The organism is Streptomyces sulphureus DSM 40104 (genome assembly GCF_000381025.1).
In the GTDB taxonomy this organism is placed as follows: Bacteria; Actinomycetota; Actinomycetes; order Streptomycetales; family Streptomycetaceae; genus Streptomyces; species Streptomyces sulphureus.
This window is the reverse complement of sequence record NZ_KB905826.1, coordinates 58,227-79,972: the sequence shown is the minus strand read 5'-3', so window position 1 is coordinate 79,972 and position 21,746 is coordinate 58,227. Positions and strand designations below refer to the sequence as shown.

Annotated in this window: 21 protein-coding genes; 8 read left to right on the top strand and 13 right to left on the bottom strand. The window is 72.3% G+C overall.

The window, feature by feature from the left end:
* Positions 1 to 6: 6 nt before the first annotated feature.
* Positions 7 to 1,161 carry an NADH-quinone oxidoreductase subunit D gene (locus F603_RS0128145; RefSeq protein WP_016910295.1) on the bottom strand — a complete coding sequence of 385 codons (1,155 nt, stop codon included), beginning with the start codon at positions 1,159 to 1,161 and terminating at the stop codon, positions 7 to 9.
* A gap of 81 nt (positions 1,162 to 1,242) precedes the next feature.
* Here F603_RS0128145 and F603_RS0128140 point away from each other — a divergent pair, with 81 nt between their 5' ends.
* The 7 genes from F603_RS0128140 to F603_RS0128110 all read left to right on the top strand — a co-directional run bounded on the left by F603_RS0128140 (position 1,243) and on the right by F603_RS0128110 (position 6,540).
* Positions 1,243 to 1,758 (top strand): PH domain-containing protein, encoded by a 516-nt coding sequence (locus F603_RS0128140; RefSeq protein ID WP_019549270.1) that lies wholly within the window; start codon positions 1,243 to 1,245, stop codon positions 1,756 to 1,758.
* On the top strand, positions 1,755 to 3,149 hold the full coding sequence (locus tag F603_RS0128135; RefSeq protein WP_019549269.1) for a PH domain-containing protein: 1,395 nt from the start codon (positions 1,755 to 1,757) through the stop codon (positions 3,147 to 3,149). Before F603_RS0128140 ends, F603_RS0128135 begins: the two co-directional genes overlap by 4 nt.
* Positions 3,150 to 3,195: 46 nt before the next feature.
* On the top strand, positions 3,196 to 4,095 hold the full coding sequence (gene folP, locus F603_RS0128130) for a dihydropteroate synthase (protein WP_019549268.1): 900 nt from the start codon (positions 3,196 to 3,198) through the stop codon (positions 4,093 to 4,095).
* 30 nt (positions 4,096 to 4,125) lie between these two features.
* Positions 4,126 to 4,626: a nuclear transport factor 2 family protein gene (locus tag F603_RS0128125; protein WP_019549267.1), complete on the top strand. Its 501-nt coding sequence runs from the start codon at positions 4,126 to 4,128 to the stop codon at positions 4,624 to 4,626.
* A 315-nt stretch (positions 4,627 to 4,941) separates the two neighbouring features.
* Positions 4,942 to 5,301, top strand: coding sequence for a dihydroneopterin aldolase (folB, locus tag F603_RS0128120; protein WP_019549266.1), 360 nt, complete (start codon positions 4,942 to 4,944; stop codon positions 5,299 to 5,301).
* The gene (gene folK, locus F603_RS0128115; protein ID WP_019549265.1) at positions 5,298 to 5,894 is read left to right on the top strand and encodes a 2-amino-4-hydroxy-6-hydroxymethyldihydropteridine diphosphokinase; all 597 of its coding nucleotides are present in this window, start codon (positions 5,298 to 5,300) and stop codon (positions 5,892 to 5,894) included. Before folB ends, folK begins: the two co-directional genes overlap by 4 nt.
* 157 nt (positions 5,895 to 6,051) lie before the next feature.
* Positions 6,052 to 6,540, top strand: a complete 489-nt coding sequence (locus F603_RS0128110; protein ID WP_019549264.1) for a DUF3180 domain-containing protein — start codon at positions 6,052 to 6,054, stop codon at positions 6,538 to 6,540.
* A 60-nt stretch (positions 6,541 to 6,600) separates the two neighbouring features.
* Here the strand turns inward: F603_RS0128110 and folE are convergent, their stop codons facing one another.
* From folE to dacB, 6 genes are all read right to left on the bottom strand, one after another.
* Positions 6,601 to 7,206 (bottom strand): GTP cyclohydrolase I FolE, encoded by a 606-nt coding sequence (folE, locus tag F603_RS0128105; protein WP_019549263.1) that lies wholly within the window; start codon positions 7,204 to 7,206, stop codon positions 6,601 to 6,603.
* 130 nt (positions 7,207 to 7,336) lie between these two features.
* On the bottom strand, positions 7,337 to 9,361 hold the full coding sequence (gene ftsH / locus F603_RS0128100) for an ATP-dependent zinc metalloprotease FtsH (protein WP_019549262.1): 2,025 nt from the start codon (positions 9,359 to 9,361) through the stop codon (positions 7,337 to 7,339).
* Positions 9,362 to 9,569: 208 nt separating this feature from the next.
* The gene (gene hpt / locus F603_RS0128095) at positions 9,570 to 10,109 is read right to left on the bottom strand and encodes a hypoxanthine phosphoribosyltransferase (RefSeq protein ID WP_037957282.1); all 540 of its coding nucleotides are present in this window, start codon (positions 10,107 to 10,109) and stop codon (positions 9,570 to 9,572) included.
* A 57-nt stretch (positions 10,110 to 10,166) separates the two neighbouring features.
* Positions 10,167 to 11,312 (bottom strand): tRNA lysidine(34) synthetase TilS, encoded by a 1,146-nt coding sequence (gene tilS / locus F603_RS0128090; protein ID WP_019549260.1) that lies wholly within the window; start codon positions 11,310 to 11,312, stop codon positions 10,167 to 10,169.
* Between the two features lie 198 nt (positions 11,313 to 11,510).
* Complete coding sequence (locus F603_RS0128085; RefSeq protein WP_026328783.1) at positions 11,511 to 12,641, bottom strand: zinc-dependent metalloprotease; 1,131 nt, start codon at positions 12,639 to 12,641, stop codon at positions 11,511 to 11,513.
* A gap of 82 nt (positions 12,642 to 12,723) precedes the next feature.
* A complete protein-coding gene (dacB, locus tag F603_RS0128080) occupies positions 12,724 to 14,343 on the bottom strand; it encodes a D-alanyl-D-alanine carboxypeptidase/D-alanyl-D-alanine endopeptidase (RefSeq protein WP_245600925.1) in 1,620 nt (539 codons plus the stop codon).
* A 121-nt stretch (positions 14,344 to 14,464) separates the two neighbouring features.
* Here dacB and F603_RS0128075 point away from each other — a divergent pair, with 121 nt between their 5' ends.
* Entirely contained in the window at positions 14,465 to 14,956 is a 492-nt protein-coding gene (locus F603_RS0128075) for an inorganic diphosphatase (protein ID WP_016910309.1), read from the top strand.
* A 115-nt stretch (positions 14,957 to 15,071) separates the two neighbouring features.
* Here the strand turns inward: F603_RS0128075 and F603_RS0128070 are convergent, their stop codons facing one another.
* The 6 genes from F603_RS0128070 to F603_RS0128045 form a co-directional block, all read right to left on the bottom strand.
* Positions 15,072 to 16,715 (bottom strand): threonine/serine exporter family protein, encoded by a 1,644-nt coding sequence (locus F603_RS0128070; protein WP_019549257.1) that lies wholly within the window; start codon positions 16,713 to 16,715, stop codon positions 15,072 to 15,074.
* A gap of 545 nt (positions 16,716 to 17,260) precedes the next feature.
* Positions 17,261 to 17,698 carry a hypothetical protein gene (locus tag F603_RS0128065; protein WP_019549256.1) on the bottom strand — a complete coding sequence of 146 codons (438 nt, stop codon included), beginning with the start codon at positions 17,696 to 17,698 and terminating at the stop codon, positions 17,261 to 17,263.
* A 192-nt stretch (positions 17,699 to 17,890) separates the two neighbouring features.
* Positions 17,891 to 18,661: a MerR family transcriptional regulator gene (locus tag F603_RS0128060; protein WP_019549255.1), complete on the bottom strand. Its 771-nt coding sequence runs from the start codon at positions 18,659 to 18,661 to the stop codon at positions 17,891 to 17,893.
* An 85-nt stretch (positions 18,662 to 18,746) separates the two neighbouring features.
* Entirely contained in the window at positions 18,747 to 19,190 is a 444-nt protein-coding gene (locus F603_RS33655; protein ID WP_019549254.1) for a hypothetical protein, read from the bottom strand.
* An 86-nt stretch (positions 19,191 to 19,276) separates the two neighbouring features.
* Positions 19,277 to 19,924 (bottom strand): PadR family transcriptional regulator, encoded by a 648-nt coding sequence (locus F603_RS0128050; RefSeq protein WP_019549253.1) that lies wholly within the window; start codon positions 19,922 to 19,924, stop codon positions 19,277 to 19,279.
* A gap of 220 nt (positions 19,925 to 20,144) precedes the next feature.
* Positions 20,145 to 21,602 carry an aldehyde dehydrogenase family protein gene (locus F603_RS0128045; protein ID WP_019549252.1) on the bottom strand — a complete coding sequence of 486 codons (1,458 nt, stop codon included), beginning with the start codon at positions 21,600 to 21,602 and terminating at the stop codon, positions 20,145 to 20,147.
* Between the last annotated feature and the right edge of the window lie 144 nt (positions 21,603 to 21,746).

The following is a 21,746-nucleotide window of genomic DNA, read 5'->3' as shown; positions in this document are numbered from 1 at the left end:
CGCCGACTACTTGTCGATGTCGCCGACGACGAAGAAGAACGACCCGAGGATCGCCACCATGTCCGCGACGAGGGTCCCCGGCAGCAGCTCCGCCAGCGCCTGGATGTTGTTGAACGAAGCGGACCGCAGCTTCAGCCGGTACGGCGTCTTCTCCCCCTTGGAGACGAGGTAGTAGCCGTTGAGCCCGAGCGGGTTCTCCGTCCACGTGTAGGACGTGCCCTCGGGCGCCTTGAGCACCTTCGGCAGCCGCTGGTTGACCGGACCCTGCGGCAGCCGCTCCAGTCGGTCGAGGCAGGCGTCGGCGAGGTCGAGCGAGTTGCGCGCCTGGTCCAGGAGGACCTCGAAGCGGGCGAGCGAGTCCCCCTCGGAGCGCACCACCACGCGCAGCACGTCCTGCAACTCCCCGTAGGCGAGGTAGGGCTGGTCCCTGCGCAGGTCGAAGTCGACGCCCGAGGCGCGCGCGATCGGACCGCTCACGCCGTACGCGTGCGCCGTACCACGGTCGAGGACGCCGACGCCGCGGGTGCGCCCGCGGAAGATCTCGTTGCCGAGGAGGAGATCGTCGAAGGTGCCCAGGCGTGCGCGCACGGCGGCGACCGCCTGCCGCGCGCGGTCGCGCCACCCGGCGGGCAGGTCCTCCTTGAGACCGCCGACGCGGTTGAACATGTAGTGCATCCGCCCGCCCGAGACCTCCTCCATCACCCGCTGGAGCACGTCGCGCTCGGTGAAGGAGTAGAAGATCGGCGTCATCGCGCCGAGTTCCAGGGGGTAGGAGCCGAGGAACATCAGGTGGTTCAGTACACGGTTGAGCTCGGCGAGGAGCGTCCGCGTCCAGACGGCGCGCTCCGGCACCTCCATGCCCAGCATGCGCTCCACGCCGAGCACGACGCCGAGTTCGTTGGAGAACGCAGAGAGCCAGTCGTGCCGGTTGGCGAGGACGACGATCTGCCGGTAGTCCCGCGCCTCGAAGAGCTTCTCGGCCCCCCTGTGCATGTAGCCGACGACCGGCTCGGCGCGGCTGATCCGCTCCCCGTCGAGGACGAGGCGGAGCCGCAGCACCCCGTGCGTCGAAGGGTGCTGCGGGCCGATGTTGAGCACCATGTCGGTGCTCTCCGCGGCGCCCCCGATCCCGACCGTGGTCTCCGTCCGCGTCGTCTCCATGCGCTCAGTCTGTCAGCAGCGCCCGGGTCCTGTACCTCAGGTGGATACCGCGCCCTCAGCCGCGCCCGTACGTTGGAAGGCATGAGCAGCGCACCGCACACCACCGCCGAAACGGCGGGCACCGCGCACGCACCGCACGAAGGAGAGTGGCGGGGCGTCGACCGTGCGCTGCTGCGCATGCGGAGACTCCTCGTCTGCGGTCCGCTGCTCCTCGCGGGGGCCGCGGCGGCCGCCGTCCTCTGGGCGACGGCGGGGGCCTGGACGCTGCTCGCGCTGGTGCCGTGGACCGCGGCGGCCTGGGCCTGGGGCGCGCTCGCGCGCAACTGGCGCTCCTGGCGGTACGCGGAGCGCGCCGACGACCTGCTGATCGAACACGGCGTCCTGTGGCGGAGGCTGACCGTCGTGCCCTACGGCAGGATGCAGCTCGTCGAGGTGACCTCGGGCCCGCTCCAGCGGCGGTACGGCCTCGCCCGGCTCCAGCTCCACACCGCGGCCGCCACCACGGACGCCGCCGTACGCGGGCTGACGCCGCCCGAGGCGCAGCGCCTCCGCGACCGCCTCACCGAGCTCGGCGAGACGAGGTCGGCCGGCCTGTGACCGACGTACGCGACTCCGGCACCCCGCAGCCCGACGCCCCGCCCGGCGGCCCCGTCCGCCGCGCGCTCGTCCGGCTCCTCCCGACCCGTCCGGAGGGCACGCCGCTCCACCCGGTGACGCCCTGGCGCAGAGCCTGGGCACCGATAGCGGCGCTCGCCGCCGCCGGGCTCCACAACGTCGAGCAGGCAGGCCGCTGGCTCACCGAACTCAGCCTCGGCTGGCTGGCGTTGGGCCTGCTCGTGGTGGTTCCGGCCGCCGCCGTCTACGGCTTCCTCTCCTGGTGGTGCACGAGCTACCTCGTCACCGAGACCGAACTGCGCATCCGCACGGGTCTCCTCTTCCGCCGCACCGCCCACCTGCGGCTCGACCGCATCCAGGCCGTCGACGTCCGCCGCCCGCTCCTCGCCCGCGCCGTCGGCGTCGCCGGGCTCACGCTCGACCTCGTCGGCACCGACAGCAAGGACCAGCTCGCCTACCTCGGCGAGGACGAGGCCGTCGCGCTGCGCGCCGAACTCCTCGCGCTCGCCGCGGGGATGGCGCCGCAGACGGCCCGCCACGCCGGCGAGGCGCCCGCGGCCCGGCTGCTCCGGGTGCGCCCGCGGACGCAGCTCGCGGCAGTTGCGCTACGGGGCTCCTTCTGGGTCGCGGTGGTCGGTTCGCTCGTCGCGCCCGGCGTCCTGTACGCGGTGACGGGGAGCGTCTTCGCGCTGCTCGCCCTGCTGGTGCCCGCGCTCAGCCTGGCCGGGCGGACCACCTTCGGCCGCCTCCTCACCGAGTACGACTGGACCGTCGACGACTCGCCCGACGGCCTCCGCATCGACCGCGGCCTCCTCGGCCGCGAGCACGCGACCATCCCGCCGGGACGGGTCCAGGCGGTCCGCGTCCGCGAACCGCTGCTGTGGCGGCGGCTCGGCTGGGTCCGCGTGGAGCTGGAGGTCGCCGGCATGGGCAAGGAGAAGGGCGGCACGCTGCTCCCCGTCGCCGACCGCGCCGCGGCGGCCGAGGTGCTCGCACGCGTCCTGCCCGGCGTCGACCTCGCTGCCGCCGCCGCAGCCGCCGCACGCGGACCGCGCCGCGCACGGCTGGGCGCCCCGGTCCTGTGGCGGGCCTTCGCGCACGGCACGACGGACGCCGTCTTCGTCGCCCGCAGCGGCCTGCTGGAGCGGCGCACCGTGCTCGTCCCGCACGCCAAGGTGCAGAGCGTACGGCTGCGCCAGGGACCGTGGCACCGGAGCCTCTCCCTCGCCTCCGTCGCCGTCGACAACGGGGCCGGAGGCACGGCGCACGCCAGGCTCCGCGACGCCGACGAGGCGCACGCGCTCCTCCTCGCCCAGGCCGACCGCTCCCGCACCGGCCGCCGCACCGCACGCGCCGAGCGGTGGCTCACCTGACTCCGGCTCCGCGCGACCGCCTCGGCGTACGCCCTACGCTGGAGAGATGACTACCGATCGTGGCTCCGTCGCCGGCCTCCCCGAGTGGGACCGCTGTGCCGTCATGGGCGCAGTGAACGTCACACCCGACTCCTTCTCCGACGGAGGGCGATGGTTCGACACCGAGAAGGCGATCAAGCACGGCCTCGACCTCGTCACGCACGGGGCCGACCTCGTCGACGTCGGTGGGGAGTCGACCCGTCCGGGCGCCTCGCGCGTCGACGAGGACGAGGAGCTGCGACGGGTGCTCCCCGTGGTGCGGGGGCTCGCCGCCGAGGGCGTCGTCGTCAGCGTCGACACGATGCGGGCCACCGTCGCCGAGGCGTCCCTCGCCGCGGGGGCCGCGCTCGTCAACGACGTCAGCGGGGGGCGGGCCGACCCGCGGATGGTCCCGACCGTCGCCGACGCCGGCGCTCCGTTCGTGGTGATGCACTGGCGCGGGCAGTCGGTCGACATGAACGACCGCGCCGAGTACGCCGACACGGTCACCGAGGTCGTCGACGAGCTTCGGGAGAGCGTGGAGCGCGCCGTGGAGGGCGGCATAGCCGGCGACCGGATCGTCGTCGACCCCGGCCTCGGCTTCGCCAAGCGGGCTGAGCACGACCTCGCCCTCGTCTCCCGACTCGGCCGCATCCGGGCCGAGTTGGACTGGCCGCTCCTCGTCGCCGCCTCCCGCAAGCGGTTCCTCGGGCATGCGCTCGCCGGCTCCGACGGCTCTCCCCCGCCCGCCCGCGAGCGGGACGCCGCGACGGCTGCCGTCACCGCACTCTCCGCGCGGGAGGGCGCCTGGGCCGTCCGCGTCCACGAGGTCCGCGCGAGCGCGGACGCGGTGCGCGTGGTCCGGGCGGTCGAGGGTGCGGAAGGTGTGGAGGGCGCAGGTCGCGGGCAGAGTGGCCGCAGCGCATGACCCCGTCCCGGCCGGGCTGAAGGGAGCCGAGTGAGCAGCGCGCGCACGGACATCGAGGCGGTCGAGGCCGCCAACACCGCGCTGTACCAGGCCGTCGAGGAGGGCGACCTGGAGGCGCTCTCCGCGCTCTGGCTGGAGGACGGCGTCACCGTGGTGCATCCGGGCTGGCCGGTGCTGAGCGGCCGCGCCGAGGTGCTCCGCTCCTATGCGCTGATCATGGCCAACACGGAGTACATCCAGTTCTTCCTCACCGATGTCGAGGTCTCGGTGCAGGGCGACACCGCGTTGGTGAGCTGCACGGAGAACATCCTCAGCTCGGGCCCCGAGGACGAGGACGGTGCGAGTCCGCTCGTCGGCGGCCTCGTGGTGGCGACCAACGTCTTCCGGCACACCACCCCCGATCCGGCCGCCGGTGACGAGGGGGGCTGGCGGCTGTGGTCGCACCACGGCTCCCCCGTCCTCGTCGAGAACGAGGAAGGCGCCGGCGGCACCACGCCCGCCGTACCGGACGAAGGCCGGCCGCCCGCCTGACGGCGCGTGCCCAACCCGCCCCGCGGCGCCTTCCGTTGGCACTCCGACGTCAGCAGCGTGCGATCCCCGGCACCCGTTCGTGCCACTGAGGGACGGCGCGCGAGTGTCGGCCGGTGCTGTGGGTAGGCGGCGGCCCGAACCGGTGGCACCCTCGGTCAGCGGGCCGTCCGCCGTTCCCCGCGGCACGGGGGCCGGGGCTCCGGTTGGGCACCCCGGGCGCTCCCGGCATGCGTGCTCGCAGGTAAATTCGATTCGAGGTGTACTTCCGTGCACCGCGCAACCGCACACCTCCACCGACCGACGGGAGTGATACGCATGGACCGCGTCGCACTGCGCGGCTTGACGGCCCGTGGGCATCACGGCGTGTTCGAACGGGAACGCAAGGAGGGGCAGACGTTCGTCGTCGACCTCGAACTCGGCCTCGACACCGTCCCCGCCGCCACGGAGGACGACCTCTCCCGGACGGTCAACTACGGGATCGTCGCCGAGCAGGCCGTCGCCGTCGTGGAGGGGGAGCCGGTGGACCTGATCGAGACGCTCGCCCAACGCATCGCCGATGTCTGCCTCGCACACGAGGTCGTACAGGAGGTCGAGGTCGTCGTCCACAAGCCAGACGCCCCGATCGCCGTCCCGTTCAACGACGTGACCATCACCATCAAGCGGAGCCGCGCATGACGCCGAACAGTGACCCGACCGTACAGCCGGTGCCCGCCTCCGTGGTGCGGCAGGTGGACGACGCCGACACGACGCTGCACAACCCCAAGCTCGCGGTGATCTCCCTCGGCAGCAACCTGGGGAACCGCCTCGAGGCGCTGCAAAGCGCGGTCGACGCCCTCGCCGACACCCCCGGCCTGAAGGTCAAGTCGGTCTCACCGGTGTACGAGACGACCCCCTGGGGCGTCGATCCCGCGAGCCAGCCCGCCTACTTCAACGCGGTGGTCCTGGTGCGCACCACGCTGCCCCCCGGCTCCCTGCTGGAGCGCGGGCAGGCCGTCGAGGAAGCACTGGAGCGGGTACGCGACGAGCGCTGGTCGCCGCGCACCATCGACGTCGACATCGTCTCGTACCAGGACGTCCGCTCCGACGACCCGCGGCTGACGCTGCCGCACCCGCGGGCACACCAGCGTGCCTTCGTCCTCGTGCCGTGGCACGACGTCGACCCTGGAGCCGAGCTCCCCGGACGCGGCACGGTGACGGCGCTGCTCGACGCGCTCGGCCGCGAGGGCGTCACGCCCCGCCCCGACCTGGAACTCAGCCTGCCCGACTGAACGTTGACAGCACCGCGGACACCGACCGGTGCCGGCCCGCCGCCCCGCGGAGGCCGGCGCCCGGCGGTGCGCCGCGCAGTGCGCGACCGGTAGCCTGCCGCACGGGGGCGCGCACCCTGCGACTCCGCACACCGAGAGACGGCGACGTGAGGCACTGGTGAAGGAACTACGCATCCGCACCCTGATCGGCCTCTGCCTCATCGCCGGGGTGCTCTCCTGGTCGGGCGCGGGGCTGTGGGACACCTACGGCACGCTCCCCCGCGTCCCCGTCGCGGCGCCGATCGTCCTCGGCGCCATCGCGGCCGTCCTGCTCGCCACCGCGCTCTCGCTCCGCGCACGGCTCAAGGCGCAGCGGGAGAGGCAGCCGGACGCCAAGGGCGTCGAGCCGATGGTGGCGGCGCGTGCCGTCCTCTTCGGGCAGGCGAGCGCGCTCGTCGCGGCGCTCGTCGCCGGTATGTACGGCGGCACGGGTGTCTTCCTGCTCACCTCGGGCGGGGACGACGCGCTCCGGGGCTCCCAGACGCTGCACGCGGGCCTCGCCGTCGTCGCCGGCGCCGCCGTCGTCGCGGCGGCCGTCTATCTGGAGCGCATCTGCCGCCTCCCGGAGGACGACGACAACGCCCCGGCGGCGCCCTCGGCCGACTGACGGGGTCCAACTCGCCCCGCCCGGCGGCTTCTTGGTCTTTGGCCGCCGATGCGGCTCCGGTCAGCGCAGGATGAGGCTCATCGCCTCGGAGCGCGTCGCCGCGTCCCGAAGCTGACCGCGGACCGCCGAGGTCACCGTCTTCGCACCCGGCTTCCGTATCCCACGCATCGACATGCACATGTGCTCGCACTCCACGACGACGATCACGCCGCGCGGCTCCAGGATGCGGGTGAGCGCGTCGGCGATCTGCGTGGTCAGACGCTCCTGCACCTGGGGGCGCCTGGCGTAGACGTCGACGAGCCTGGCCAGTTTGGAGAGCCCGGTGATCTTGCCGGTGCTCGCCGGGATGTACCCGACGTGTGCGACGCCGTGGAAGGGGACGAGGTGGTGCTCGCAGGTCGAGTAGACCTCGATGTCCTTCACCAGGACCATCTCGTCGTGGCCCAGGTCGAAGGTGGTCGTCAACACGTCCTCCGGCTGCTGCTGGAGGCCGGCGAAGATCTCCTTGTACGCCCTGGCCACGCGCGCCGGGGTGTCGAGCAGCCCCTCCCTGTCGGGGTCCTCGCCCACGGCGATCAGCAGTTCCCTGACGGCGTTCTCCGCGCGCTTCTCGTCGAACTCGCCGAACGGCTCGCCCTCACCCTCCAGCGTCACCGGGTCGGTCATCTCTTCCTCGCTCCTGCCTCTCAGATGCACAGACGCCCACCGCGCCCCTCGTGGGAAACCCGAGGGGCGCGGTGGGCATTCCGCTACGCCGATGTGGCGCGGGCGACCCCGCTTCAGGGGCGGGGCGCCGTTAGCTGTTCTCCGGGTCGACGGGCTCCACGATCGCGTCCGAATCCCGGGGGCCGATCTCCTTGCCGAGGTCGACCGAGGCGCCGTTGCCGTTGGAGAGCGCAGCAGCGGGGGCCGACACCGGGGGCCGCGTCGAGGGAGCTCGGCGCGAGGAGCCCGTCCACGCCGGGCGGGTCGGGCGCTTCACGACGGGCGCGAAGACCTCGGCGATCTCTTCCTTGCCGAGGGTCTCCTTCTCCAGGAGCGCCAGGACGAGGTTGTCGAGAACGTCGCGGTTCTCGACGAGGATCTCCCACGCCTCGTTGTGCGCCGTCTCGATGAGCTTCTTGACCTCTTCGTCGACGAGCCCCGCGACCTCCTCGGAGTAGTCGCGCTGGTGCGACATCTCCTTGCCGAGGAACGGCTCGGACTGGTCGGAGCCGAACTTGATCGCCCCGAGCCGCTCCGTCATGCCGTACTGGGTGACCATCGCCCGCGCGGTGGCCGTCGCCTTCTCGATGTCGTTGGCGGCGCCCGTCGTCGGGTCGTGGAAGACGAGCTCCTCGGCCGCGCGCCCACCCATCATGTAGGCGAGCTGGTCGAGCATCTCGTTTCTCGTGGTGGAGTACTTGTCCTCGTCGGGGAGGACCATCGTGTACCCCAGTGCCCGGCCTCTGCTGAGAATCGTGATCTTGTGCACCGGGTCCGAGTTCGGAGAGGCCGCCGCGACAAGGGCGTGGCCGCCCTCGTGGTACGCGGTGATCTTCTTCTCCTTGTCGCTCATGATCCGCGTGCGCTTCTGCGGACCCGCGACGACGCGGTCGATCGCCTCGTCGAGGAACTTGTTGTCGATCAGTTTCTGATCGCTGCGCGCGGTGAGCAGCGCGGCCTCGTTGAGGACGTTGCTCAGGTCGGCACCCGTGAAGCCGGGGGTGCGGCGGGCGACGGCTCCGAGGTCGACGTCGGTCGCCATCGGCTTGCCCTTCTGGTGGACCTGGAGGATCTCCTCGCGGCCCTGCATGTCCGGGCGGTCGACGGCGATCTGGCGGTCGAAGCGGCCGGGCCGCAGCAGCGCCGGGTCGAGGATGTCGGGACGGTTGGTCGCCGCGATGAGGATGACACCGCCCTTGACGTCGAAGCCGTCCATCTCGACGAGGAGTTGGTTGAGCGTCTGCTCGCGCTCGTCGTGCCCACCGCCCATGCCGGCGCCGCGGTGGCGGCCGACGGCGTCGATCTCGTCGACGAAGACGATCGCCGGCGCGTTCGCCTTCGCCTGCTCGAAGAGGTCGCGGACGCGGGAGGCGCCGACGCCGACGAACATCTCGACGAAGTCGGAGCCGGAGATGGAGTAGAAGGGGACGCCCGCCTCACCGGCCACGGCCCGCGCGAGGAGCGTCTTGCCCGTGCCGGGCGGGCCGTAGAGCAGCACGCCCTTCGGGATCTTGGCGCCGACCGCCTGGAACTTCGCCGGCTCCTGGAGGAAGTCCTTGATCTCGTAGAGCTCCTCGACGGCCTCGTCGGACCCGGCGACGTCGGTGAAGGTGGTCTTCGGGGTGTCCTTGGTGATCAGCTTCGCCTTGGACTTCCCGAAGTTCATCACCCGGGAGCCGCCGCCCTGCATCTGGTTCATCAGGAACAGGAAGACGACGATGATCAGGACGAACGGAAGCAGCGAGAGCAACATCCCGACGAACGGGTTCTGCTTCTGCGGAGCGACCGTGTACCCCTTCGGGATCTCCTTCTGGTCGTACTTGCTCTGGAGCTTCTTCTGGAGATCGAAGCCCTGGTCGTCGATGTAGCTGGCCTGGATCTTGTCGCTGTCCTCGACCTTGGCGCCGTCCTTCAGCTCGAGCTTGACGGTCTCCTCGTCACCCGTCGTCAGCTCGGCGGACTTCACCTTGTCCTGGTCGATCGCCTGCACGATCTGGCCGGTGTCCACGGATTTGTAGCCGCCAGACGAGCTGACGACCTGCATCAACACGACCACGGCGAGGACGGCCAGCACGATCCACATGACCGGCCCACGGAAGTATCGCTTCACGTCCATCCATACGAGGCGTGCACGCCCCGTCCCTCCTGCCACAGTGAGTTGAAAAGCCTGACCTTCGGACGGTACCCCAGCATTGTGACTCGGCGCCGCCGAGGGCGGTCAACAACACCGGTTTCCCACACCGTCCAACGGAGGGACAACGGAGGGCGGAAGCCGTGTGTTCCCGGGCCTTCCGATCCCCGCCTCCCGGTTCGGGACGGTGACCTCACCCACCGTAGACGTGCGGTGCGAGCGTCCCGACGAAGGGGAGGTTGCGGTACTTCTCCGCGTAGTCGAGACCGTAGCCGACGACGAACTCGTTGGGGATGTCGAAACCGACCCACTTGACGTCGATGTCGACCTTCGCCGCGTCCGGCTTCCGCAGCAGCGTGCAGACGTTGAGCGAAGCCGGGCCGCGGGAGCCGAGGTTGGAGATGAGCCAGGAGAGCGTGAGCCCGGAGTCGATGATGTCCTCGACGATCAGGACGTGCTTGTCCTGGAGGTCGGTGTCGAGATCCTTGAGGATGCGGACCACACCCGAGGACTGCGTGCCTGCCCCGTAGGAGGAGACGGCCATCCAGTCCATGGTGGCGGGGTTGGAGAGCGCACGGGCGAGGTCGGCCATGACCATCACCGCGCCCTTGAGCACGCCCACCAGGAGCAGGTCCTTGCCGGCGTACTCCTCGTCGATCTGCCCGGCGAGCTCAGTGAGCTTGGCGTCGATCTCTTCCTTGCTGACGAGCACCGACTCCAGGTCGGTGCCCATGTCCTTCTCATCCACCGGTGCAGCTCTCATTCGGTCTCCGCAGCCCGTCCGAATCGGTCAGCCGGCCGAGCCCTGCCGGAGAACCAGTCTGCCACCCGCCCTGGAGACCTCCACACGGCCGGGGAGGTTGAGCGCCCGCTGCCCGCGCCAGGAGGTGATCAACCGATCCATCTCCTCGACGTGCACGGCGAAGAGGGAGCCGGCCGGCGCGCCCACCTCGATCGCGGCACGGCGCATCACCCGGCGGCGTACGGCGGGCGGCAGCGCGTGCAGCCGTGCGGTGTCGAGTTGGCACATGCCCGATGCGGGCCCCCCGACCCGCACCGTGCGCTCGGCCTCGGCGGCCCAGGCGTCGAGGGCCTCGGCGTCGTCCCTGGAGAGTTGGGCCGTCCGCGCGAGGGCTTCGATGACGCCCTTGCCGAGCGCCTTCTCCAACGCGGGCAACGCCTCGTGGCGCACCCGGGAGCGGGTGAAGACGGGGTCGGCGTTGTGCGGGTCGTCCCAGACGGAGAGGGACTGGGCGAGGCAGGCCCTGCGAGTGGTCTGCCGATCGACGGCGAGGAAGGGGCGGCGGTAGCGACCTGCGGCACCGGAGACGGCGGCCATGCCGGAGAGCGAGCGCGTGCCCGAGCCGCGGGCGAGGCCGAGCAGGACCGTCTCCGCCTGGTCGTCCCTGGTGTGACCGAGGAGGACGGCCGCTGCTCCGGTGCGCTCGCTCGCGGAGTCGAGAGCTGCGTACCTCGCCTCGCGGGCGGCGGCCTCGGGGCCCGTGCCGTTCCGGCCGACCTCGACGGAGAAGGACTCGACGGGCCGGAGGCCGAGGTCGGCGAGGCGGGCTGCGACCTCGGCGGCGCGCTCGCGAGAGCCTTCCTGGAGACCGTGGTCGACGGTGACCCCGCCGGCGCGGACGCCGAGGCGGGGCGCTTCGAAGGCGAGGGCCGAGGCGAGTGCCATGGAGTCGGCGCCGCCGGAGCAGGCGACCAGCACGAGGGGGGCGGCCGGCTCTTCGCCGGCGGCCGGGGAGCCGGCGGCGCGGGCGGTGGGTGCGCCGGCGCTCGCGGGGACGCGCGGACCGGGGTCCGCGGACGGGGCGGGGACGGTGGTGTGTGAGGGGCGGCATGCTGCTGCGTGCTCGTTGAGCACGTCATGGAGGGTGCGGCGAACCGCCAGGCGTATTGCGGCGACCGCGGGGTGGGGACCCATGTCCGATTCACTTCCTCACCGAGAAAGACTGCTTCACTCAGAGTGTGTAGATGGTGACAGAGACGTACAGTGTTCCCCGAGCATCGCACGCGCACCCGGCCATCACGCTCCCTCGGAAGGGTGATTACCGGGATTCTCGACCACTTCGCCAACGTTGTCGGATATCAGCGGCGCTCCCTTTTCCCGTGGGGCGGAACCTCATTCCGCGCGGCGGTGAACCCTGGCGATCCAGTCGGCCGGAGCGTCGATCTCGGCCTTCGTCGGCAAGGTGTTGGGCGAGGTCCACACACGGTTGAACCCCTCCATGCCGACCTCGTCCACGACGGTCCGCACGAACCGCTCGCCCTCCTTGTACTGGCGCAGCTTGGCGTCGAGGCCGAGGACGCGGCGCATCACCTGGTCGAGGCGGCTGGCACCGCTCGCCCTGCGCCGCTGGAACTTCTCACGGATCTCGGCGACCGAGGGCACCACCTGCGGCCCGACGCCGTCCATGACGTAGTCGGCGTGGCCCTCCAGCAGCGACATCACCGCGGTGAGCCGGGTCAGGATCTCCCGCTGCGCCGGCGTCTGCACGAGGTCGGTGAGGCTCCCCGCCGCGGGCTCCGGCGCCTCGCCGCCCTGCTGGCGGGAGCCGGCGAAGGACTGCACCGCCTCGCGCAGGCGCTCCAGCAGCGTCGACGGGTCGACCTCGGTCTCGCCGAGGAAGGTCTGGATCTCGCCCTCGAGGTGGTCCCTGAGCCAGGGCACGGCGGAGAACTGGGTGCGGTGCGTCTCCTCGTGGAGGCAGACCCACATCCGGAAGTCGTGCGGCTCGACGTCGAGTTCGCGCTCCACGTGGACGATGTTCGGCGCGACGAGGAGGAGGCGGCCGCCGCCCACCCCCGCCGGCAACCCGGAGCCGGCGGGCGCGAACGTCTCGAACTGGCCGAGGACGCGCGAGGACAGGAAGGAGAGCAGCATCCCCACCTCGACGCCCGTGACCTTGCCGCCGACCGCGCCCAGTACCGCACCGCCGGGGGTGGCCCCGCGCCGCTGCTCGACCTTGGTCAGCAGCGGGGAGAGCAACTCCCTGAACCCGGCGACGTTCGCCCGCACCCAACCCGGGCGGTCGACGACGAGGACGGGTGCGTCCGCGCCCTGCTGCTCGGCCGGGGAGAGCCCGGTGAAGCCGGCGACGTGTTCGTGCGAGGTCTCCGCGTGCCCGCGGAGTTCGGCGACGATCGCCCGCGCCTCCTCGCGGCCGACGTCCGGGCCCGGCCTGGCGAGCCGGGTCGCGGTCGCCACCGCGAGGTTCCAGTCGACCATCTCCGTACCACCGAGGCTCGTCATGGTTTTCACGGTACGTGCCGCGGGCCCCGAGCGGGAGCCGGCCCGTCGACCGTCCCCTTCCAGGGGACGCGCGGGAGCGCAGTCAGCGCGCCGAAGGCGAGTCGTGGCAACCGCAGTTGGCGAGGGCCGAGGCGACGCGGTCGAGGGCGCGCTGTGCGCCCTGCGGGTCCTTCGCGCCGTGGGTGAGGAAGGAGAACGCGAGCAGCCGTCCTTCCGCGTCCACGACGGTGCCGGCGAGCGTGTTGACGCCGGTGAGCGTGCCCGTCTTGGCGCGGACGAGGCCGGCGCCGCCCTTGCCGTCCGCGTCGTCGTAGCGGCCGTCGAGGGTCCCGGTGAAGCCCGCGACGGGCAGCCCCGTCAACACGCTGCGCAGGTGGTCGCGGTCCGGGTCAGCGGCGGTGACGAGGAGGCGGCTCAGGAGCGAGGCGGAGACCTTGTCGGCGCGGTCGAGGCCGCTTCCGTCCGCGAACTCCGCGCGCTTGACCGGCATCCCGAGCTTCCGCAGTTCCGCCGCGACGGCTCGGCCACCGGCCTCGAAATCGGCCGACTTGCGCGAGTCGAGCGCCGTCTGCCGGGCGAGGGCCTCCGCGATGTCGTTGTCGCTGTTGGTGAGCATCCGTTCGACGAGCTCGGAGAGCGGTGCCGACCTGTGGGCCGCGAGGGTCTCGGCGTCCTTCGGTGCCTTGTGGTGCGAGGCCGGGCCCTCGACCCGTACGCCGTGGTCCTCCAGTTGCTCGGCGAAGCGGGCTGCGGCCTCGCCCGCCGGGTCGTCGGAGCGGGGCGCGGGGCCCTTGTGGGAGCCGTCGAGCCTGCCCTCCTCGACCATCAGGGGCGTGACGGGGGCGAGGTTGTCGTTGGGGCCGATGGGGTGCTGGCGGGTGCCGGAGTAGCGGGTGGTGTCGTAGCCGAGGTCGACCTTCTTGCGTCCGCGCTCGCGAAGGTCCGCCGCCGAGCGCTTGGCGAGGGCATCGAGCTGTCCCCGGGTGAGCGTCGGGTCGCCGCCGCCGACGAGGACGACGCGGCCGCCGTCGACGACGGCCTTCGTCGTGATCCGGTGGTCGGCGCCGCGGGCGCTGAGCGCGGCGGTGGCAGTGGCGAGCTTGACGGTGGAGGCCGGGGTGGCCGCCCTGCCCTCCGCGACGCCGAAGAGCTGCTTGCCGCTGGAGGCGTCGTGGACGGAGGCGCTCGGCGAGCGGCCGAGCGCGGGGTCGTCGAGGAGCGGTTCCAGTGTGTCGGCGAGTGCGGAGGCCGTGGGCGGCGGGACGCTGTCGGCCCTGCCCGGCGTACGGGTGCCGGCGCCCGCCTTCTCCAGGGGCCCGACCGCGGCGAGGACCTCGGGCGTCTTCAAGGTGCCCCGCCCCTGCTCGGCGCCGGTGTGGTGCGCGCCACTCGTCTCCTCCCGGCCGGCCGCGCGGACGCGCTCCGCCGTACGCTGACCCGAGTCCCATGGCCCCGTCGCGGCGACCGCCGTGACGGCGACCAGCAGGCCGAGGGTGGCGGAACCCGTCGCCAGGGCGAGGGTCTGCCGCTGCTGCGGGGTCGCGTCACGCAGCCGTTGGCGGGCACGGTCACGGCCGTCGCCCAGCCGTCGGCGGGCACGGTCACGGCCGTCGCGCAGACCGGCGGCGGACGTCCGCGCCGCGCTGCGCACCCGGCGTACGCATCGTTCGACGGCGCGTTCAACGGACGTGGTGTCCCGCACCTCGACCAGCCCCTTTCGCGACCACACACCTGTGTGAGGGACACTTAACCACCGGACCGCGGTGTGCAACCCGGGACTGCCCCGGCACCCGGCAGCGCTGATCTACACGGAGGAGCCTCCCTTGGAGTTCGACGTCACCATCGAGATCCCGAAGGGTTCGCGGAACAAGTACGAGGTGGACCACGAGACGGGTCGCATCCGTCTCGACCGGCACCTCTTCACTTCGACCGTGTACCCGGCGGACTACGGCTTCGTCGAAGGCACCCTGGGCGAGGACGGCGACCCGCTGGACGCGCTCGTGCTGCTGGAGGAGCCCACCTTCCCCGGGTGCATCATCAAGGCCCGCGCCATCGGCATGTTCCGGATGACCGACGAGGCCGGCGGCGACGACAAGCTGCTCTGCGTCCCCGCCTCGGACCCGCGCATGGAGCACCTGCGCGACATCCACCACGTCAGCGAGTTCGACCGGCTGGAGATCCAGCACTTCTTCGAGGTCTACAAGGACCTGGAGCCCGGCAAGTCCGTCGAGGGCGCCGACTGGGTCGGGCGTGCGGAGGCCGAGGCCGAGGTCGAGGCGTCGGTGAAGCGCCTCGCCGCCGAGGGCGGTCACTGAGGACGCGGTACGCGGGCGCGCGGTACGGCGTGCCCGGGAAAGTCAACGCGACGGCGTGCGCCGTGCGCCAGCGGAGTGCCTGCTGACGTACGGCGCACGCCGTTCGCCTGCGCGGTCAGAACCCGCGGGTCCGCTTCGCGGCACGGCGTCCCGGCAGCTTCGTCTCCTGCCCGGGTGCCTTCATGAAGAGCCGCGCGAGTTCGCCTCCGAGGTTGACGCCGATCGCGATGGCGAGCGCGAGGGCGACGGCCTTGGCGATCTGCTCTATCCCCTTGTCGAGTGAGCCCTGCGCGATGTTGAGCAGCCCGAAGTAGGTCGCGCTGCCGGGGAGCAGCGGTCCGATCGCCGCCGTGATGTACGGCAGCGACGAGGCGAACTGGTACCGCGACATCAACTGCCCGAAGAGGCCGACGAGTCCGGCGGCAACGGCCGTCGAGGCGACGGCCGGTGCCCCCACGGTGTCGCTGAGCGAAGCGAAGACGAGCCAGGCGACGCCCCCGTTGAGCGTGGCGAGCACGAAGGTGCCGCGGGACTGCTGGAGCAGGACGCAGAAGGCGGCGGTGAGCAGCATCGCGGCGAAGAGCTGGATCGTCGGCCTGGAGTGGCGCTCGACGACGTCGGGCGTGAGGTTCGCCTCCAGCTCGGAGCCGATGTAGAGGATCAGCACGACACCGCAGACGATGCCCACGATGAGGTACACGACCTCCAGCAGGCGTGCGGCCGCGGTGATGTAGTACCCGGTGAGGCCGTCCTGCACGGCAGCGACTAGGGCACGTCCCGGGATGAGCGCGAAGAGGCCACCGGTGATCACCGCGGCCGACATCGTGATCGAGTCGTCCTTCGGCGCGAAGAGCGCCACCGTGACCCCTATGGCGGCCGGCGCCATCGCTGCCGCCACGAACTGGTAGAACTCCGGCAGCCCGCGCCCCGCGCAGATCCAGGCGAGCCGGTCGCCGAGCATCGCGCCGAGTGCGGCGAGGACGAAGACGAGCGCGTCGCCGCCCACGAGGAGGGAGGCGGCGCCCGAGAGCGCCCCGCTCGCCACCGTCAGCGCCCACTTCGACCACGGGTGCCGGTTCCGCCGTATCTCGGCGAGCCTCCGGTAGGACTCCTCCAGCGTGACGTCGCCCCTGGTGATGTCGTCGACGAGGGCGAAGACCGCGGCGAGGCGGGTGTAGTCGGAGCCGCGGCGGCGGACCGTGCGGCTCACCGAAATCGGGTCGTCGACGAGCGACGGCTGGTGCGTCATCGAGATGAGCGTGAAGGTGACGTTCGGCTCCGAGCGGTCGAGCCCGAAGGCGTGCGCGACGCCGAACATCGCGGCCTCGACGTCCTCCGCGCCCTCGCCCCCGGCGAGGAGCAGCTCCCCGATGCGGAGCGTGAGGTCGATGACGCGGGGGACGGCAGGGCCGCTCTCGCTCTCCTCAGCGCGCGGTGCGCGCTCGGGCGCCGGGCGCTCGGCGAGCGGCATGCGCACCATGGTGCGCATGCGGTCCTGCCACGGGGCGCCCTTGTTGGCGAGAGGTCCGACGACGGGGATGCCCTCGGCCGGGGTGAACGCGCTGCCCATGTCGTACGGCTGAGTGACCTTCAGGCCGCTCGGAATCGTGAATTCCGAGGTGGGCTGGTCGTCCTCGGGTTCCGGCGGCAGCGGAACCCCGAGCGGTGGCGTGAAGGCGCTCCGCGCCTCGTCGGAAGGCTGCGCGTCCTCCGGGCCAGTGCCCTCCGCGTCGCCGTTCCCGCTGGAATCCCGAACCACTGTGCTTTCCGCTCCTATCCGGTCTCGTCCGTGCCTGGTACACCGGCGCCCGGTTGTTCGCCGGGCGCTCCGCACATCCTCAACCCGCTCCGGACGCCCGCCGTAGCCGCCCCCTCCGCCCTGCCTGCGCCCCACGCGGCACCGGCGTGCGCGGGTGCGCATCCGGTGGGGTCGCTGGTGGGTTGCTGCGGGCCGGCGGATGCCGGGTTGCTCGCGCGGGGGCCCGCGCGGTTCGTTCCGGTCGCGCGAGCGACGGTGTGCGACGGCGCGTCCGGTCGCGCCCGCGGAGAGCGCACCGACCGCGTCTGGTGCCACCTGCTCCACGCGCGGGCGGCTTCGCCCGGTTCCCACCGGCGGATGCGGTTTGCCTCACATCGCGGAGTCCGTCGCGAGGACGCTTCACCGCACGCGCCCAGGGCCGACTCCCGGCCTTCCCCCGCGGGGAGTTGACGCGGCGGCATCCGCCGCTCAGGAGCGCCTCCGACCGGCACGGCCCGGCCTCGGCGCCGCACCGCCGCACCACCGGGCCGCGGAGGTGGCACGGTTCAGGCACGGCCTCTGCGCAGGCGGCGGACGACGCCGAGGAGGACGAGCCCGACGCCGATCAACGCGGCGCACTGCGCGGGAAGGTCACGCGCGGAGGCCACCACGGTGGGCGGAGCGCCGGCGAGCTCGCCGTGCGGCTCCGCGGCCTCGCCCGCTCCCTCTGCGAGGCGGGACGTCGTGGCGCCGGCGCGGGCCTCGTCGGCCGAACTCCCGTACTGCTCGGCGCGGTCGGCGTCCTCCGCGTCGAGCGCGGCCGGGTCGGCGCAGGGGCCGGCGAAGACCGGGTGGGCGCCGCCGGCGCAGCCCGTCGGCGGTCGCAGGGGCAGGCCGTCGGCCGACGCGGGGGCGGCGAGCGCGGGCACCGCGGCGGCGGCGCCGAGTACGACAGCGGCGGTGGCGGTGGCGGCGCGGTGGTTGCGGCAGGCGATCCGGCGCATGGTGTCCTCACAGCTCGGTCCGACGGCACCCGTCGCCGATAGTCATACTTCGCGCCTGCCGCCCCTTACCGGCACCCCGCCACGAGCGCGAGCCAAATGCAACCGTGCGGCGGAACGCGGCGCCGAGCGACGAGCGGCGTGCCGCCCGTCCGCAGGTCGGCACGCCGCTCGTCGCCCGTCGGGATGTTGGCCTCAACCCACCCCGTGCCGGCGCGCGTTGGCGACGATCGCCGTGCGCACGTAGGCGGCGAGGCCGGGCCTGATCGCCTCGTAGGTCGCGGTGAACCGCTCGTCGGAGACGTACATCTCGCCGAGCTGCTCGTGCATCCGGTGGTCGCACTCGTAACTGCTGCGTGCGATGAAGCGGCGGTGCTCCTCGGCGAGGTCCGTCGCCTCGGGGGCGTCGGCCGGGACGCCGGACGCCAGCGCGTCGGCGAGGCGCCGATGGATGTCGTCCATCTCCTCGCGCAGGCGCTTCCAGTCCTCCTTGGTGTACGCGGCGGCCCGGCGCTGCGACTCCTCCCAGGCTCCGCCCGACCGGCCCGCCCAGCGGCGCTCCGCCTCGTCCGCGTACCGGTCCGGGTCGAAGTCGCCGAAGACCTCGAACTTCTCCTCCGGGGTGAGGTTGATGCCCATCCTTCTCGCCTCCATCGCCTTCTCCACGGCGGCGGCCATCTCGGTCAGCACCCCGATCCGCTCCCTCAGCAGCGCGTGCCTGCGCCGGAGATGGGTGTAGGCGTCGGCCGTCGGGTCGTCGAGGAGCGAGGCCACCTCGTCGAGTGGGAAGCCGAGCCCACGGTAGAAGAGGATCTGCTGGAGCCGGTCGAGGTCCTCGTCCGAGTACCTGCGGTGGCCGGCCGGGGTGCGCTCGCCGGGGACGAGCAGTCCGAGCGCGTCGTAGTGGTGCAGTGTGCGCACCGTGACGCCGGAGAGAGCGGCGACCCGTCCCACCGAGTGGCCCATCCCGCCTCCTTTCCGCGCCGGTCGGCGACCGTCCGCCGACGCGCACCACCCTCGGCCCTCACGCGGCGTGAGGTGCAAGCCGGTCTCAGGCGAGCGGGCCGTACCGCTCGCGGAGCTCGTCCCGCGTCTCCTCGTCGACGGGGTCGAGGACGCTCGACGACCAGGGGAGGGCGCACGGTCCCTCGTGGGCGAGATCGGGGCAGGCGAGGCGGCAGAGCGCCTCGGAGAGTGCGCGTGCCTCGGAGGCGGAGGTACGTACGCCGACGCGGAGTTCGACGACGCGTCGCTCTCCCGGGTCGGCGCCGGGGTGCTCGATCCGCCACTGCTCGGGGAGTTCGGCGTAGAGCTCGCCGATGCTGAGCGCGTCACCGGGCTCCGACGGTGTCTCCGCGGTGCGCTCCTCCAGCAGCCAGCCGCCCGGGAGTCTGCGGGAGAGCAGGTCGCGGGCCTCACGGGCCAGTTCGGAGGTGGCACCGTCGACGCCGTAGACGCCGAGCCGCAACTCCCTCACGTCGACCGACTCGGGCATGTGCGGTTCCTCTCCGCTCGCGGGCGCCGGTGGGCGCTTCCGTACAGCGCAGATCGTCCCACTTCACGCGGAACCGGGCACAGGTCTCAGCCGAGCCTCCGCCGTACGGCGTCGGACCTGGCGAGCACCTCGGCCGCACGCGGATTCCGGTCGACGAGCACGGAGAGGTCCCGCCCGCCCTCGCCCGCCATCACGTACGCACCCGCCTCCAGGCGTGCCACGAGTCCACGCGCCCACCGCGCGTCGCTCTCCGCGTTGTGGACCCAGAGCCGCATGATCTCGCCGATGTGGCTCCACTCCGCCGGCTCGTCCGGGGTCCACTCCTCCGCGACCTCGGCCTGCCACTCCTCCAGCGCTTCGAGCCGCTGCCCGAGAAGGGCGAGCGCCTCCTCGCGGCTCAGGTCGACGAGGAAGCCGACGCCCGAGGTGAGGACGTCGGGCTTCTCGTCGATCGCGGCGAGGGAGTGCCGGAGCAGGCGGAGGAACTCGGCGTCGCCGGCGGGGGTGAGTTCGTACTCGGTGCGCGGTGGGCCGCCGGCGGCCGACGGGGCCGACTCGTGTGCATGGAGCAGCTCCTGCTTCGCAAGCTGCTTCAGCGCGTGGTAGATCGAGCCGGGCTTGACGTTTGACCAGTACTGGGCGCCCCAGGACTCCAGGTCGTTGCGGACCTGGTAGCCGTGCGCGCGACCGCGGAGCCGCACGGCGCCCAGGACGAGCAGCCGGATCGCCGACATCGTCCACCTCTCACGCCCTCGCCGCCGCATTCGCGGTCACGCCTCGGATGGCGACAAGGATAGGACGAGGCACTACCGGTGCCGGCTTGCGGGGCGAGGCTTTTTGTGCCCTCCTCCCGGAGCAGGTCGGGCGCTTCGGACACCAGTTCGGCCGTACCGACTCCTTCGTCGCTCCGGTACCTCGCTCGACCGCAGCCGCGGAGTGGGGGGATGGCGGGCGTCAGAACGGGAAGGCGCTGCGCCCGTGTTGGACGGAGATCCACTTGGTCGTGGTGAACGCCTCCACCATCTGCGAGCCGCCGAGCCGGCCGACGCCCGAGTGCTTCTCACCGCCGAAGGGGACGATCGGCTCGTCGTGCACGGTGGAGTCGTTGACGTGGAACATCCCCGTCTCGATGCGCCAGGCGAGCGCCACACCCCGCTCGACGTCCGCCGTGTGCACGGCGCCCGCGAGGCCGTAGGGGGAGTCGTTGGCGACGCGGACCGCCTCCTCCTCGCCGTCCACGGGGAGGATCAGGGCGACGGGGCCGAAGACCTCCTCGCGCAGCAGCGGGCACCCCGGCGGGATGTCGGTGAGGACGGCGGGCGGGACGAGGTTGCCGCGGGTCTCGCCCCTGAGGAGAGCCGTGGCTCCCTGCTGCACCGCCTGCTCGACGGCGCCCGTGATCGCCTCCGCCTGACCGGAGTTGATCAGCGGGCCGATGTGCGTCTCCGGGTCCTCCGGGTCCCCGACGCGCAGCGTGCGCACCTTGGCCACGAAGCGTTCCGTGAACTCCTCGGCCACGGAGCGGTCGACGATGAGGCGGTTGGCCGCCATGCAGACCTGGCCGTGGTGGACGAAACGGCTGAAGACCGCGGCGTCGACGGCGTACTCGAGGTCGGCGTCGTCGAGGACGATGAGTGCGCTGTTGCCGCCCATCTCCAGGACGGTGCGCTTGAAGTGCGAAGCCGCCACCGACGCGACGTGGCCGCCGACCTTGTCCGAGCCGGTGAAGGAGATCACCTTCGGCACCGGGTGCTCGACGAGCGCGTCCCCGATCTCGGCGATGTCCGTCATCACGACGTTGAGCAGCCCGGGCGGCAGCCCGGCCTGCTCCAGCACGCGCGCGACGAGGCCGCCGCCGCAGACCGGCGTGTTCTGGTGCGGCTTGAGGACGACGCCGTTGCCGAGCGCGAGCGCAGGGGCGACCGACTTGAGCGTCAGGAAGAAGGGGAAGTTGAAGGGCGAGACCACGCCGACGACACCGACGGGCACGCGGTAGACGCGGTTCTCCTTGCCGTCGACGGGCGAGGGCAGAATGCTCCCCTCCGGTCGCAGCGCCAACTGCACAGACTCGCGGAGGAGTTCCTTGGCGAGTTGCAGCTCGAAGGCGGCCTTGAGGCGGGTCCCGCCGAGCTCCGCGACGATCGCCTCGGTGATCCGCTCCTCGCTCTCCTCGACGATGTGGAGCGCCCGCTCGAAGACGAGCCTGCGGGTGTACGCGTTGGTCGCGGCCCACTCCCGCTGCGCCCGTGCCGCCGCGCGGTACGCCTCGTCGACCTCCTCGACCGTCGCCACCGTGATCGAGGCGAGCTTCTCCCCGTTGTAGGGGTTGAAGTCGACGATGTCCCAGGAGCCGCCGCCAGGACGCCATTCGCCGTCGATGTACTGGAGCGCAAGCTCGGTGAAGTAGGACATGCCGATCCTTAGCGGGACGCCGTTTTCCTGAGGCTCTGCTGCGGGCTCCGGGCGTTCGGGGCCGCGCGGGCGGTGACGTGGGGGGCCGTCGCGGTCGGTCCCGAGCCGGCGCCCGCGCTTCCGGCGGTCCGGGTCCTGCGCGCT

Excerpts from the sequence above, each read along its gene's own strand:
- ftsH (WP_019549262.1), bottom strand. The coding sequence starts at position 9,361 with ATGGACGTGAAGCGATACTTCCGTGGGCCGGTCATGTGGATCGTGCTG.
- folE (WP_019549263.1), bottom strand. The coding sequence starts at position 7,206 with ATGACCGACCCGGTGACGCTGGAGGGTGAGGGCGAGCCGTTCGGCGAG.
- folP (WP_019549268.1), top strand. The coding sequence starts at position 3,196 with ATGACTACCGATCGTGGCTCCGTCGCCGGCCTCCCCGAGTGGGACCGC.
- F603_RS0128085 (WP_026328783.1), bottom strand. The coding sequence starts at position 12,641 with ATGACGAGCCTCGGTGGTACGGAGATGGTCGACTGGAACCTCGCGGTG.
- F603_RS0128065 (WP_019549256.1), bottom strand. The coding sequence starts at position 17,698 with ATGCGCCGGATCGCCTGCCGCAACCACCGCGCCGCCACCGCCACCGCC.
- F603_RS33655 (WP_019549254.1), bottom strand. The coding sequence starts at position 19,190 with ATGCCCGAGTCGGTCGACGTGAGGGAGTTGCGGCTCGGCGTCTACGGC.
- F603_RS0128145 (WP_016910295.1), bottom strand. The coding sequence starts at position 1,161 with ATGGAGACGACGCGGACGGAGACCACGGTCGGGATCGGGGGCGCCGCG.
- tilS (WP_019549260.1), bottom strand. The coding sequence starts at position 11,312 with ATGGGTCCCCACCCCGCGGTCGCCGCAATACGCCTGGCGGTTCGCCGC.
- F603_RS0128140 (WP_019549270.1), top strand. The coding sequence starts at position 1,243 with ATGAGCAGCGCACCGCACACCACCGCCGAAACGGCGGGCACCGCGCAC.
- F603_RS0128045 (WP_019549252.1), bottom strand. The coding sequence starts at position 21,602 with ATGTCCTACTTCACCGAGCTTGCGCTCCAGTACATCGACGGCGAATGG.
- folB (WP_019549266.1), top strand. The coding sequence starts at position 4,942 with ATGGACCGCGTCGCACTGCGCGGCTTGACGGCCCGTGGGCATCACGGC.
- folK (WP_019549265.1), top strand. The coding sequence starts at position 5,298 with ATGACGCCGAACAGTGACCCGACCGTACAGCCGGTGCCCGCCTCCGTG.
- F603_RS0128060 (WP_019549255.1), bottom strand. The coding sequence starts at position 18,661 with ATGGGCCACTCGGTGGGACGGGTCGCCGCTCTCTCCGGCGTCACGGTG.
- F603_RS0128050 (WP_019549253.1), bottom strand. The coding sequence starts at position 19,924 with ATGTCGGCGATCCGGCTGCTCGTCCTGGGCGCCGTGCGGCTCCGCGGT.
- hpt (WP_037957282.1), bottom strand. The coding sequence starts at position 10,109 with ATGGGCACCGACCTGGAGTCGGTGCTCGTCAGCAAGGAAGAGATCGAC.